General features: G+C 67.8%; 12 protein-coding genes. 3 read left to right on the top strand and 9 right to left on the bottom strand.

The window, feature by feature from the left end; genetic code table 11:
• Positions 1–94 precede the first annotated feature (94 nt).
• Together ACSQ3Y_RS14935 and ACSQ3Y_RS14930 are read right to left on the bottom strand one after the other, a co-directional pair.
• Positions 95–778: a hypothetical protein gene (locus ACSQ3Y_RS14935; protein WP_436177862.1), complete on the bottom strand. Its 684-nt coding sequence runs from the start codon at positions 776–778 to the stop codon at positions 95–97.
• Positions 779–987: 209 nt separating this feature from the next.
• Positions 988–2118, bottom strand: a complete 1131-nt coding sequence (locus ACSQ3Y_RS14930; RefSeq protein ID WP_436180121.1) for an alpha/beta fold hydrolase — start codon at positions 2116–2118, stop codon at positions 988–990.
• A 303-nt stretch (positions 2119–2421) separates the two neighbouring features.
• Here ACSQ3Y_RS14930 and ACSQ3Y_RS14925 point away from each other — a divergent pair, with 303 nt between their 5' ends.
• Both ACSQ3Y_RS14925 and ACSQ3Y_RS14920 read left to right on the top strand, forming a co-directional pair.
• Positions 2422–3003, top strand: a complete 582-nt coding sequence (locus ACSQ3Y_RS14925; protein WP_436177861.1) for a TetR/AcrR family transcriptional regulator — start codon at positions 2422–2424, stop codon at positions 3001–3003.
• 91 nt (positions 3004–3094) lie between these two features.
• Positions 3095–4111, top strand: a complete 1017-nt coding sequence (locus tag ACSQ3Y_RS14920) for an N-acetyltransferase family protein (protein WP_436177860.1) — start codon at positions 3095–3097, stop codon at positions 4109–4111.
• A gap of 380 nt (positions 4112–4491) precedes the next feature.
• Here the strand turns inward: ACSQ3Y_RS14920 and ACSQ3Y_RS14915 are convergent, their stop codons facing one another.
• Complete coding sequence (locus ACSQ3Y_RS14915) at positions 4492–5517, bottom strand: hypothetical protein (protein WP_436177859.1); 1026 nt, start codon at positions 5515–5517, stop codon at positions 4492–4494.
• Positions 5518–5665: 148 nt separating this feature from the next.
• A complete protein-coding gene (locus ACSQ3Y_RS14910; protein ID WP_436177858.1) occupies positions 5666–7801 on the bottom strand; it encodes an ATP-binding protein in 2136 nt (711 codons plus the stop codon).
• Positions 7802–7834: 33 nt separating this feature from the next.
• Between ACSQ3Y_RS14910 and ACSQ3Y_RS14905 the strand changes: the two genes are divergently transcribed.
• On the top strand, positions 7835–7969 hold the full coding sequence (locus ACSQ3Y_RS14905) for a hypothetical protein (RefSeq protein ID WP_255361103.1): 135 nt from the start codon (positions 7835–7837) through the stop codon (positions 7967–7969).
• A 45-nt stretch (positions 7970–8014) separates the two neighbouring features.
• Here ACSQ3Y_RS14905 and ACSQ3Y_RS14900 read toward each other — a convergent pair whose 3' ends face one another.
• The 5 genes from ACSQ3Y_RS14900 to ACSQ3Y_RS14880 form a co-directional block, all read right to left on the bottom strand.
• Positions 8015–10654 carry a putative bifunctional diguanylate cyclase/phosphodiesterase gene (locus ACSQ3Y_RS14900; RefSeq protein WP_436177857.1) on the bottom strand — a complete coding sequence of 880 codons (2640 nt, stop codon included), beginning with the start codon at positions 10652–10654 and terminating at the stop codon, positions 8015–8017.
• Entirely contained in the window at positions 10655–11125 is a 471-nt protein-coding gene (locus ACSQ3Y_RS14895) for a hypothetical protein (protein WP_057269310.1), read from the bottom strand.
• Between the two features lie 172 nt (positions 11126–11297).
• Positions 11298–11687 carry a hypothetical protein gene (locus ACSQ3Y_RS14890; protein WP_057202774.1) on the bottom strand — a complete coding sequence of 130 codons (390 nt, stop codon included), beginning with the start codon at positions 11685–11687 and terminating at the stop codon, positions 11298–11300.
• A 48-nt stretch (positions 11688–11735) separates the two neighbouring features.
• Complete coding sequence (locus ACSQ3Y_RS14885; protein ID WP_436177856.1) at positions 11736–12164, bottom strand: hypothetical protein; 429 nt, start codon at positions 12162–12164, stop codon at positions 11736–11738.
• A gap of 653 nt (positions 12165–12817) precedes the next feature.
• Complete coding sequence (locus tag ACSQ3Y_RS14880; RefSeq protein ID WP_436177855.1) at positions 12818–13666, bottom strand: cupin domain-containing protein; 849 nt, start codon at positions 13664–13666, stop codon at positions 12818–12820.
• Positions 13667–13757: the final 91 nt, after the last annotated feature.

Here is a 13757-nt window from a genome sequence, read left to right as displayed (position 1 = left end):
TGGCTTGCGAGAGCGGCGCAGCCGCGACGCACGCCCCGCTGTGAACAGCTGCGGGATCGCGCGTGCGCTTGTTGCAGGGAGCGTGGGCGCGGGGTCAGCGGGGCATGTAGCAGGTGCCCGCGGCAATGGCCGCCGTGACGGCATGGGCCGTGCTGGCCGCATTGGGGTAGGCCGAGGGGGTGGCCGTGTCCTCCAGCAGGCACAGGTGGTTGCCCCTGCGCACCAGCACCACCGGCATGGTGGGGAAGGTCATGCCGTCGCGCACGCCCCAGTAGGCTGAAATGTCGGTGGTGAACTCTTGGCGCGACTGGGTCACCGTGAACCCGCCCACCAGCGGGCCCGTCATGGTGGTGCCCACGCCGGTGCACTGCGCATTGCAGTAGCTCACCCCGCCCGCGCCCACATTCACAAAGACGGGCCTGCTCTGCGAGATGCGCCAGCCGTTCGTCAGGCCGATGCCACCCGGCACTGCGTTGCACTGGTCCTGCTCCCAGAAGCCGGTCACGGAGCCCGCAATGGCGCAGCTCACCTGGACCGTGTCCACCGCCGCGGCAGCGACCACGCCCGTGCCATTGCGCACCACGCAGCCCGTCCCATCGGGTTTGGACTTGACCGTGACGGCATAGGCCGCGCCAGCGGCCAGCGGCGTAGCAAAGGTGAAGCCGCCGTCCGCGCTGAGGGGCAGGTCCTCGCCGCCCGTGGTCAGCACCACGGTCACCCCGGCCGGAATGCCGCCGATGGTGCCGCCCAGTGTGTTGCGGTCGCCTGGCAGCTGCACGCATCCACCAGTACCCCGCGCTCTGGCAGGCCGACCTGGACCGCTACCTGGCGCAGGTGCTGCCGCCCGCGACACCCGTGCCCTTCACGCCCCGCTCGCAATGAGTCCATGCCACCCAAACTGCCAGTTGAGCCATCTGAGCCAGATAGGCCATATGGGCCATCACCGGGGTCCGGCAGCCTGGTCGTGGACGCAGCCCCTGCCCCGCCTCAAGCTCCAGTGCGTTGAGCCCCTCCCGTCTCCTTGCTGAAGGCAAGCAGGAGCGCGGCCAGGCGCGCCGGCTGCTCCTGCTGGATCCAGTGACCGGCTGCGTCGATCAGTTCGATGCCGCTCATCCTGGTCGTCGCCTTGGCTTTCATCACGTCAAGGGCGCCCGGCGAAACGTAGTTCGCCCAATCGTTTTTTCCGCCGATGAAGAGCGAAGGGACATCGATGGTCCGGCCCGAGAAGAGGCGCAGTTCGGCATTCAAGGCTGGGTCGGTGAAGACGCGATAGAGCTGAAGTGCGCCTTGAAAGCCCGTGCGTGCGTACTCGGCGGTGTACACGGCCAATTCGGGCTCGGTGAGCCATTGGCAGGCCGCAACCTCGGCAGCCGTTGGGTGGAATGGCGCCACGGTCTGGGACATGGACTTGTCCAAGTCCATCACGTAATAGGTCGGCAATTGCGCCAGTTCTGCGGGCGTTGGCGCCTTCAGGGGATGTGGCTTGTTGCCCGGCCAGTCGCCGCTCTTGAGGTAGAAAAATGCCCGCAAGAAGGCGTGCAATCCCTGAGGCGGGTGCCACAGGTCGGCGTTGGCCTCCCGCCCGCTCAGGTACTGCTGATAGTGCTTGCGCGGCGGGTTCAGCGCCGCCAGTGCGGCTGCCAGCCTTTGGGGGGCCAGGTTCGGTGGGGCCGGCGCTGCCTCGCTGTCTGCCGTGTTGAACGGGAATGCTGGCGTACCGGGGAAGGGTGCGCTCATCAGCACCACCGACGGGAAAACATCGGGGCGGGCCAAGGCGCAATAGGCGGCCACGGGCGAGCCGAAGTCGTGCCCGACGAGCATGGCCGTGCGCCGGTACCCCAAGGCCGAGACCAGCGCGAGTGCGTCGCGCGTCAGGTTCAGGAAGCCGAAGGGCTCCAGCGGGCTGTCATACGCAGCAAGCCACCCGGTGGTGCGGCCAAAACCCCGCTGGTCGGGTGCCACGACGTGGTAGCCCGCATCGGCCAGCAGCGGCATCAGGTGCCGCCAGCCGTAGGCCAGGTCCGGGAACCCGTGCAAGAGCAGCGCCAGCGGGCGCCCGGGGCTCTCGTGGCCGGCCTCCAGCACATGGACATCGAGGCCGTTGACCCCCTGGATCATGCGTGAGCGCACCCCTTGCGGGAGCGGTCCCTGGAACGTTGTGGATGCAGTCATGGCGGTTGCTCCTGAAGGGCTTGCGTGGGCAAAACGGAATGAAGACGCGGCCAGGCCGGCGGCGCCGATCGCCAGGACGGCGCGGCGCGATACCGAGGGTAACGAGGGCCTGGACTCAGATGGGTAGCTCATGGGGGACCTCTTCGCCACGGTGCCGGGACAGGGATGTCACCGAAATCGAACTATGGCGATCACCATACTATGGCAATCGCCATAGACACGTCAAGCCGATGCTGGTAACTTATCGCCATGCCCCGCAAGACCGACGCCCGCCCCCTCGCCATTGCCACGGCCGCGCGCCTGTTCCGCATTCAGGGCTACACCGCGACCGGGCTGAGCCAGATCCTCCAAGAAAGCGGTGCCCCCAAAGGATCGTTCTACTTTCACTTCCCACGCGGCAAGGCGCAGTTGGCGGAAGAAGCCATCGACCAATACGTCACAGCGCGCATGGCCGTGTTGCAGGGCATCTCGGCAAACACAGCGGGCGATGCCGAGCGTTTCGTGCGGCAGGTGCTCGGCGCGTTCGCGGCTGAAATGGTGGCATCCGATTTCCAGTACGGATGCCTGATGCAGAACCTGGCGAACGAATTGCCCGCGCTCGATGCCGACCTGACCCAACGCGTGGCGCGCGGGTTCCAGGATTCGACGGAACTGGTTGCGGCTCACTTCAGGGGCTGCGGCTACAGCCCCGCGCGCGCGACCTCTGCCGCAGCGGCGCTGGTGGCCGCCGTCGAAGGCGCGCGCACTGTCGCGCGCCTGGAACGTTCGCCGGCTGTTTTTGAGGCGCTGGCGGATGTCAGTCTCCGAGGGTGGGCCGCCCCAGAGGGGTGATGCGGGTCCAGTGGTGCCGATCGGGCATCGAACGCCAAAATGCGCAGCCGCCGGAGCCCCAGCACAACGACAAGAAAAGGACAGGACCCCGATGCCCACCAACCCGCCCGCGCACGTGACCTTCCGGCCCTTTGCGGGCCCTGCCGACTACGCGGCCATGGTCGCGTGCGCCAACGCGAGTTTCGCGGCCGACGAAACCGGCTTCTTTCGCACGGAGCACGAGGTGGCGCGCGACTACGCCGCCTTCACCAGCTGCGTGCCCGAGCGCGATGTGTGGATCGCCCAGGCCGGCAGCGAGATCGCGGGGTACGTGCGCTCATGGCCGTGGGCGCAGGCCGACGGACTGCAGCTGTACTCGCAGTTCGCCGTGGTGGCGCCCCAGTGGCGCCGGCAGGGCATTGGCACGGCACTGCACGCCTGGCTGGAGCAACGCCAGCGCACCCAGGCTGCCACCAAACACCCCGGTGCACCGCGCGACGCCCACCACGCCTACATCACCCACGGCGAGACCGCGCGTGCGGCCCTGCTCGAAAAAGCCGGCTACACGCCCGAGCGCTATTTCTTCGCCATGGTGCGCCCCACGCTCGACGACGTGGCGGTCTTCCCCCTGCCCCAGGGACTGGAGCTGCGGTCCGTGCAACCCGAGCACTACCGCGCCATCTGGGACGCGCATGGGCGGGCCTTCCGAAGCCATTGGGGCTATTGCCCGCCCGATGAGGCGGACTACCTGCGGTGGCTGACGAGCCCGGTCTTCCAGCCCCATTTGTGGCAAGTGGCGTGGGACGTGCAGACCCACCAAGTCGCCGGGCAGGTGCGCAGCTACATCGATGCCACATGGAACCGCAACAACGGCCGCCAGCGCGGCTGGACCGAGTTCATCAGCGTGGGCGAGCCCTGGCGCCGCCGTGGCCTGGCGCGTGCCCTCATCGCCCACAGCCTGCGCGCCCAGGCCGCCGCCGGCATGGCCGAATCGGGCCTGGCCGTGGACAGCCAGAACCAGAGCGGCGCCAACCGCGTGTACGCAGACTGCGGCTTTGTGGTGGATCGGCGCAACTGCGTGTACCGCAAGCCGCTGGTGCTGGGAGCAGACCGAGGCGCAGGGGGCTGACCCTGGAGCAACAGCTACGATGGCAGCCATCGACAACACAATTCGGGGGGGCTGGCTTGGAAATAGTGTTCGAGTTGCTGGTCATAATGACCGGGCGCTTCGTCATTTGCATTGCGACCCTTGGCTGCTGCAAATGCGAGTCCCCTTTCAGCGTCGACCACCGCACCCGCAGCGCAGCCGGCTCCCTGTGGTATAGCAATGCAGGCCGCTGCGTCATCACACAGACAGGCCAGTCGCTGGCCGGGGTTTTGTTCTACGTTGGGCTCGTGCTCGCGCTGGTGTTGGTGGCGCAGTCCGTGGGGTGAGGTACCGCACGGAGCTGCCCCTCTGCGGCACAGCCGTCCTGGCCAACAGCCCCGCGCGCCCATCCACCCCGCTGACTACTTCTGCGGTATCGCAATCGGCCCGCCACCGCCGGGCTTCTTGCCGCCGCCCACGGGGCTTTCGCCAAACGCCACCTTTTCGCTGCTCGATGAGTTCATCACGGCGATGGTGAAGGGCTTGAGCGGCATGAAGTCGAAATCCTTCTCCATCACCAGGTAGCGCGGGATGTTCTGGCCGCCCAGCAGGCCGCTGCTGCCCATCTGCACCTGGCGAAAGCGCCGGCTGGCCGGGTTGGCGGCCTGCAGGCGCCTGAGCTCGCGCGCGGGCAGACCCGTGCGCGGCTGCACGAAATCGCGCTTGGCCGTGAAGCGCACCCAGACGGAGCCGCCGGTGGGGATGGCGGTGGAGTTGGCGCTGACCGACTCCAGCACGCTGCCCAGCGGGCTGCGGGGCGTGGGCGGGCCGATGATGTTCAGCCGCAGCTCCAGCTGGAACGAGGTCTCGCTGCCCTGGTTCTTCACCAGCACCTCGATATCGCGTTTGGAGCCCGCAACCCCCCGGAAATCCATGAACTTCAGGTTTGAGAAGGGGCTGGCGTCGCCCTCCTGCCACTGTGGCGCCATGGTGGGTGCCTGGGCACTATCCCAGACGAAGCTGTTGTCGTCTTCGTTGGACTCGGGCACGGCGAAGTACGGATCGGCCTTGAACCGAAAGCCCCGCTTCACCCCGAAATCCGCCTGGCTGATGTCCTTGGGCAGCTGCATCGAGAAGCCCTTGGCGCAAGCAACCAGGCCCGGATAGGCGCCCAGGCCATCGACCTCATAGGCGGTGAACGGCGTCGAACCCGATGCCGATGCTGCCGTGGGCCCCGGAAACACCTGGAACGACACCTTGAACGGCCCCGCCGCTGCCGTCGGGTTTTGCGGATCGAAGGCGCGCAGCGCGGGGTCATGCTTGGTGTCGACGTTGGCATTCACCACCGTGACATGGGCAAACCAGGGCTGCTCGGGGTCGTAGCACGGCATGCCGGGCGTGGCCTCTTCCAGGCCATCAAAAAAGATCCGCAGGTTGGATAGCGCCATGGAGCTCCCTCGTCATCGGTGGTGGTTGGAGGGACGCATGTTTGCACACGCAGCCGCGTGCGGCAAGCCCGGCGCGGCGCGTGTCGGGGCCCCACGCGCGTGGCGCCAAGAGCGGCCAACAAAACTCAACAACGCCAAAAGAGTTTTGTCAGCCCCCCGCCTTGCCGATGGCGGCATGCAGCATCTGCGGCGTGCAGGGCTTGGGCAGCACATCAAAGCCCAGTTGCGAGATGCGGGCCAGTTGCTCGGCATAGCCGGTCATCAGCAGCACCCGCTGCGCAGGCCACTTCTCGCGGATGTGCCTGGCCAGGCCCTCGCCGTTGAGTTCGCCGGGCATCATCACATCGGTCAGCACCAGGTCGGGCCGCTGGCCTTCATCGAGCAGGTAGATGGCCTTGTCGGCGCGGTCCACCCGGGTGACGGTGCAGCCCAGCGACTGCAGCAGGGGCACCAGCGACTCGGCCACCTCGTCGTTGTCTTCCACCACCAGCAGGCGCATGCCCAGGGGCTGGAACGAGGTGGTGTCTGCGGCGGGCTCGTCCCCAGGCGCTCTGGGGGCCGTGCTGGGCAGGTACAGGCTGACGCGCGTGCCCTTGCCCAGCTCGCTGGCGATTTGCGCGTAGCCGCCTACTCCCTGGCAAAAGCCATACACCTGGCTCAGGCCCAGGCCCGTGCCCTCGCCCACGGGCTTGGTGGTGAAGAAGGGTTCAAACACCTTGTCCAGATCGTCCTGCGCGATGCCGCTGCCCGTGTCGGACACTTCGATGACGACCATTTCGGTTTCTTTGTCGTCCGCCCCGACCCGCTGGCGCCCGGCATTGCGCACGTGGATGGACAGGGCCCCGCCCGTGGGCATCGCGTCGCGCGCATTGATGCCCAGGTTGAGCAGCGCCAGCTCCAGCTCGCTCATGTCCAGAAACACAGGTGCGGTCGAGGGGTCCACCTGTACATCCAGCTGCACGCGGCTGCCCATGACCGGGACCAGCAGATCCTGGATGGCCGGGAGCTTGTGCTGCAGCTGCACGTACTCGGCCACCAGGGGCTGGCGCCGTGAGAAGGCCAGCAACTGGCGGGTGAGGTTGGTGGCCGACTTCACGGCCCGGGCAATGGATTCGATCTGCCGCAGGCCCGACTGCGGCGCCGTGCGCTTGAGCAGGTGCAGGTTGTTGCTGATCACCATCAGCGCGTTGTTGAAGTCGTGCGCCACGCCACCGGTCAGCCGGCCCAGCGCCTCGAGCTTTTGCGCCTGGCGCAGCGCCTCTTCGGCACGCTGGCGGCTTTCGGTTTCGCGCTCCAGGTCCTGCAGTGTGTTGTGCGCAGCAAGGGCGCTTTGCAGCGCCGTCCTCGCCGTGATGACCAGCGCGGCCACCGGCAGCGCCCCCATGGCGAACAGCAGCGCAAGCTGTTGGAACAGCTCGCGCAGCGGCACATTCAGGCGCATCGCCGTGGCCACGTACAAGGGGTATGCGCCCACCTTGCGAAAGGCAATGACCCGCTCCTTGCGATCGACTGTCGAGATGCCTTGCAAGCGCCCCACCTCATCGCCGGCAGTCAGCCGCTGCATCACCGGCGAATCGGGCTGCAGCGTGACGGGCGTTGCGGCGCTGTGGGGCCAGCGCGTATAGACGGCGCCGTCGTCGCGGAAAAGGGTGACCGCCAGGTTGGGCTCGTCCGCCACCAGGTCGCCATAGAAATCGTAGAAGTAGGACGTGAGCAGCGCCACGTTGATGACCCCGCCAAACTTGCCCGCGTCGTCCTCGAAGGGGACACTGACATTCAGCACCCGCTCGTTGGACGTGCGGGTCACGATGGGCCTGGACAGATGGGGCCCCGTGCGGCCCTGCAGGTGGTGCTGAAAATACTCGCCGTCGGACAGATCGACCCGAGGGAACGGAAACAGCCGGCTGCTGGCGATGGCCCGGCCTTTCGCATCCAGGATGAGGATGGACTGGATCTGGGGCTGGTCCACGCTGCGCTTGCGCAGCTCTTCATGCAGGAAGGCCTCGATGCTGTGCAAATCCTGCGGGTTCTTGCCGTTGACCAGGGAGAAGGCCTTTTCAGCGACCGCCTCGGACGTGGCCATGACCTTGGAGGCATGCTCGTGCGCAACCCGAAGCGACCGGGACACCCGGGCGTCGGTTTCGTCCGTGGCCCGCAGAAACCCGACGACCCCGAAGATGGCATAGATCACCAGGGGCACCGCCACGCTCAGCACCGCCATCCGGCGAAGCCAGCGCACCGATTCAGCTGCCTCTTTCGAGCCCTTGTCGCTGGCTCTTCTCATTGTCCACATAGGTTGTTCCTGGGGATCGGGTCCATGAAATTCACCACCGGTGGATGCGCCCGGCGCCAACGCAACCCGCAATGGGCCGCAGCAAAAGAAGCATTGGTCGAGCAGATCCCTGTTGCTTGGTGCCCTTGTTCTGCGCCGATCTGCGACCAATCGGTATGAATAATAACTTCAAGGTCACAATACCGCTGCCCGCATGGCGCAAGGCTATGGGCCGCCAGAAGGTCTTTCTGTGCCCTCAACGCTGCGCCACAGCCTGGCGAGTTCTGCAGCCGTCTGCGGCTTACCGTACAGGTAGCCCTGCAGCTCGTTCACGCCCAGGCCCTGCAGCAGGTCGGCCTGCATGGGCGTCTCGACCCCCTCGGCCACCACGCGCTTGTCCAGCGCCTTGGCCAGGGCCACGATGGCGGTGGCAATGGCCAGTGCGGGGCGCTCGACGCCAAAGGCAAACACAAAGCTCTTGTCGATCTTGAGCGTATCGAACGGCAGGCGGTTGAGGTAGCGCATGGCCGAGTAGCCCACCCCGAAGTCGTCCAGCGCAATCGCCACGCCGTGGGCGCGCAGCGCCGCCAGGCGCGTGACGGCGGCATCCACGTCCTGGATCAGCGCGCCTTCGGTGATCTCCAGCTCCAGCTCGCCGGGGCGGATGCCGAACTCCTGCAGCAGCGCGTGCAGCGCTGCGGGAAACGCCGGGTCGGCCAGTTGCACGGGCGAGAGGTTGACCGACAGATGCCGCACGGGCACCAGCGGGTCGGCACGCCACAGCGCAAACTGCTGTAGCGCCTGGCGCAGCACCCACAGGCCCAGCTCGATGATGAAGCCGGACTCTTCGGCCAGCGCAATGAAGGTGTCGGGCGAGACCAGCCCCTTGTCGGGGTGGCGCCAGCGCAGCAGTGCCTCGACCGAGGCGACCTGGCGGCCCTGTGCGCGCACGCGCGGCTGGAACACCACGAACATCTGCTGCCCGGCCAGCGCGTGGCGCAGGTCGTGGCGCAGCGCCAGCCGCCCGGCCTGCTCTGCGGCCAGCGCGGGCTCGAACTCCACCAGCACATTGCGGCCCGCGCCCTTGGCGGTGTACATGGCCAGGTCGGCGTGCTTGAGCAGTTCGTCCTGCGAGGCGCCATGCGCGGGGTAGTGCGCCATGCCCAGGCTGGCCGCCAGGGGCAGCAGGCGCGGGGGCACGCTGTACGGCACGCGCACGGCCTGCATGACCGATTCGATGTCGGCGCGCAACGCCGCCTGTGCGTCTGCGGGCAGCACGAAGACGAACTCGTCGCCCCCCGGGCGGGCCATGGCCAGTGCGCGAGGGCCTATGCAGTTGCGCAGGCGGGCCGCCACCTCGCGCAGCACGCAGTCCCCCACGTCGTGCCCATAGGCATCGTTGATTTCCTTGAAGCCGTCGAGGTCCATGTACACCACAGCAAAGGGCGTTGCGGCTTGCGCCTGCACCAGTTGGTCAACGGCCTCGACCAGCCCGAAGCGGTTGAGCAGGCCCGTCAGGCTGTCGCGCGTGGCGCGTTCACGCAGTTGCTGCTCGTGCTGCTCGGCGTGCAGGGCCACGGCCAGCCGCTGGCCCAGTGCGGCCAGCTCGCGCCCGGCGCGCCCCTCGGGTGCCGGCAGGCGCTCCAGGCGCAGCCACACCCGCTGGGTGCCGGTGTGCGCAACGGGCAGGTCGTGCCAGGGCCCTTCGCCCCCCGCAGGGTCGGCCCCCTCCCCTGCCTGCGGCAGGCCCGCGTCGCGCGGCGCACCTGTCTCGCGCTGCGCCAGCGTTCCATCGGCCGCCAGGGACAGCACCAGCGGCCGGGGCGCACCGGCTGGCCACTGCACCACGCCCACCGGCGCGCCACCCGCCTGGGCGTTCAGGTGCGCGAGCATCAGGCGCACCACCTCGGCAAACGGGCGCTGCCCGATGATGGCCTGGTCCATCTGCGCGAGTACGCGCACCAGCGCAAGGTCGCGCCCCACCTCTTCGGTCATGGCGTTGAAGGAGTCGGCCAGGTCGGTGAATTCGTTGCGTCTGCCGGCGATCTGCACCCTGCGCGTGAAATCGCCCTCCAGCACGGCGCGCGTGCCCGAGGTGAGCGCATCCAGCGGGCGGGTCAGCCTGCGCAGCACCACCGAGCTGCTCACCAGCGCAAGCAGAAATGCGATGGCGGCCACGTTGCCCACCAAGGCCGCCACGCCAATGGGCAGGTAGCGCCGCACGTCCGGCTGCAGGGTGGTGGTGATGGTCCAGGCCGGCGCATCGAAATAGGGCGTGAAGAAGATCTCGCGCTGCGTGCGCACCTCGTTGGCGGCCTGCCCCTCTACCCCCTGGCAGAAGGGTGCAGACAACTGCGGGCCCGAAAAGCAGATGCGATGCGTGCCCGACTGCGCGTTCTCCCACAGGTAGTCTGCAGTGAACCGGCCGCGCACCACGGCGCCTGCAAAGGGCACGATCAATTCCACGGTGGGCGCCACCCCGGGCTGTGGGGCGCCCACCACGCGCAAGGTGCTGCGGCCCTGCGGCATCGGTGCAAGCTCCGAAGGGAAAAGCCGGTCCACACTGGCAAAGACGCTCTCGAGCCGCTGGTCCAGCGGCACGGGCCCGGGGCCCTGGCCGGAGGGCAGCCCGTGCACATGCAGCAGGCTTTCTGCGGCGCGCAGCCGGTCGATGAGGTTGATGCCCACGGCCTTGGCCAGCTCGCCACTGAGCTGCGCTGCAGACTGCTGCACGACGTACTCCGTGAGCTGGTAGGCCAGCAGCGACAGGGCCCCCACCGGCACCGCCACCAGCACGAAGAACGTGGCCAGCAGCTGGCGCCCGACACGGCTGTGCAGGATGGCATGGGCCGGACTCAGGCGCATTCAATAATCCTCGGCGACGCCGATGAAGCTCCCGTTGTTGGCGCGGATGATGTCATCGCGGCTGGCCTTGGCGGTCAACGGCGTCTGGCTCGCGCCATCAGGCCCCATGCTGTACAGGTCATAGTCGCTGTTGAGCGGGTGCAGCGACTTGTCCTTGCGCTTTTGGCCGACAGTGGCGCCGTCCATCGACAGGTAGCGATAGGGGTTGCCCCAGGGGTCCAGCCGGGTAAAGGGCAGATCGGCCAGGCTTGCCGGGAACACGTGCTTGAAGTTGACGTACCGGTCCAGCATGGCGCTGATTTCCAGAATGTCTTTTTTGGCAGCGGCGACCTTGGCGCGTTCGATGTACGCCTTGTAGCTGGGCATGGCCACTGCCGAAAGCAGCCCGATCAGCGTGACCGTGATCAGCAGCTCCAGCAGCGTCACCCCCAGCGCATGCAGGGCCCTTCGATGGGTGCTGACCAGCCTCATGACCCGGCACCTGCGCAAAATGCCGTGCCCGGCACGGGAAACAGGGCCGCAACGCAGCCAGTGCGCGGCACGCCCGGGCGCGCCAGGACGCAAGCTTCGCTAACATTTTGTTTCATGGCGCATGATATTCCACACCATGTTATCGACTACGTAGGACGTATTCGACGAACGCCTACCCAGGCACGAACAGCAGTTGCCCACCCTGTGCCGGTCGGTAGGCAAACCGCCCCGTCTGCACCACCTTGCCGCCCACCCGGGCGGCCCAGGTGTAGTCACCTACACGCGTGCCGGCATTGCCGAAGTCGCTGGGGTAGTGCACGGTGCCGGCCCTCTCGCCGCCGCCCTGGGGCTGGGCCGTGGCGGTGGTCGTCTTGCCATCGGGCATGGTCACGGTGAACTCCACCGGCGCCTGCCGGGCCGCCATCTTGTCGCTCACGCTCAGCCCGACGGCGGGGCGCGCGCTGTACAGCACGCTCGTCTGGGCCAGGGCCGGGGTGCCGGCGGCGAGCAGCAGCGCCGCAGTGAGCACGCCAGCGCGAAGGTGGGGGTGAATGTTCGCCATGGAATGCTCCTTTTTTGAGGGTTGCGTGCGGGCCGGGAGGCTGCGCGATCAATCGCCACACGCCACCGTGCGCAGATGGGGCACGGTGGCTGGCTCCCACGGGGCGCGGCCTATCACCGTGCCACCACCCCAGCCGTACTCGAAGCGCTCGCCACCGGCCACCGTGCCAAAGGCGCTGATGCGCCCCTTGCCCACGTCGAAGCCCCAGGCCTGCTGCAGGCGGTCAATGCCCAGCCGCGTGCCCGGCGCCAGTGTGCGCACCAGCCGTGTGCCGTGAAAATCGTCGTTGGCGGCATTGCGCGGATGCGGCGACAGCACCAGCGTCTTGCCCTTGGCATCGCCGCCCACCGCATACAGCCCGGCCTCCTGCACCAGCACCACCTGCGCCGGCACGCGCAGCGGCAGGCAGCCGCTGGCGGCCAGGTCCGTCTGGCCCTGGCAGGCGGTCAGCAGCGCCAGGCATGGCAGCACCGCCATGAGTTGGGCAACCGCCCGCCTTGCGGGCACCACAGGGGCTAGGAGCGTGCGCGGCAGAAGGCATCGAAGCGAAACGCTCGAAAACCGAGGATCGCTGGGTAGTACCGACAAGCCCAGGGTGGCCCCCTGGGCGCCGGAGGTGATACCCGGCGAGACCGGTTTGTCGGGCGTTGCAGCCGATGCTCCTTCTGCCGCGCACGTTCCTAGAGCGGCTGCGGGGTCAACAGCGCCATCTTGGTCGTGGTGGTCTTTCGCCATCAGCGCAATATGCCGCAGCCCAAGCCGGCTCCGGGTAGGACAAGGGCGCCTCGGGGCGGCGCCGGCCTGTCAAGAGCGCAGACCCATACCCAGGTGCTGCCGACCCCCTGGCTGCCGTGAAGGACGTCTACGCGCTGGCCAGCCACCTGCAGCGGTGCCCGATGGTCCAGCGATGGGGTGGGCAGGCGCTATGCGGGTTCGTTCCAATGCATGGGCAGACCCCGGCCGCGCGTGGCAGTCTGGGTGCCTGGGCATGTTCACCATCCCGGTCAGGGCGCGCCAAAACGCCTTGAATCCAGGCGCAAAGCACAGCCATGGCTGGGCCATGGCAAGCACGCATTTGCACCGACGGGCCGGGGTGTTTTGGCGTGCAAGGCGGGCATGGCGAAAGATTCTCAGCCCGCCCCCCGTGATTCCTGCGCCAGCCATGCCGTAGGGGATTGGCCCAGGCGTTGCGTGAAGGCGCGCGCGAGCGCGCTGGCATTGGCATAGCCGACCTCGGGCGCGACCTGCTTGACCGACATGCCCTGGCGCAGCAACGAGCGCGCCAGCCCGATACGCCAGGTACCCAGGTATTCAGCGGGCGGCGTGCCCAGCGCGGCGCCGAACCGGGCCGCAAAACGCGCGCGCGACATGCCGGCCAGCAGCGCCATCGTGTCCAGCGTCCAGGGGCGTTCAGGTTCGGCGTGCAAGGCATTGAGCACGCGCGCCAATCGCACATCGGCCAGCCCGGCGAGCACGCCGACGTCGACCAGGCGCTGCGCCATCGCATGCCGCAGCAGTTGGATCACCAGCACCTCGACCAGCCGGTCCACCACCGCCAGGTGTCCGCAGCGCTGCGCCTGCGCCTCGACGACCAGCGACTGCTGCACCAGCACCAGCGCTGCCCCGCCCGCCTGCAGCTGCGCCAGCGGCACGTGCAGCACATCCGGCAGGCCGCGCAGCAGCGGGTTTTCATCGCTCGGACCGAAATCGATGGCCGCGCTGACGAGTTCAGGCACAGCACCCCGCGCCGGCACCAGTTGGTGCCCCAGCGGGCGCGGCAGCAGCAGCACGCTGGGCTCGCTCACCACCAGGCGCGCGCCTGCGGCCGTTGCCATCTCCATCTGGCCCTCGCATAGCAGGTGCAGATGGCTGCCATGCTGGCTTGCGCTCAGGTCCAGCACGCCCGGCAATGCCCCACGGTGCAACACGCGCGCGTGCAGCTGAAAACGGGCCAGCAGGGTCGAGAGGCGATCAGACATGAGACGAATGGTATCTTATCGGAGACGTATTGATTCCATACGTCTCACTTTGGCTGCTACAGTGACCCTGTGATTTGAAATGCCAAGGACC

The sequence above is a fragment of the Acidovorax sp. LjRoot66 genome, from assembly GCF_964253305.1.
Lineage (GTDB): Bacteria > Pseudomonadota > Gammaproteobacteria > Burkholderiales > Burkholderiaceae_C > Acidovorax.
Note: the sequence above shows the minus strand (reverse complement) of the source record. Positions and strands in the feature narration are given on the sequence as shown.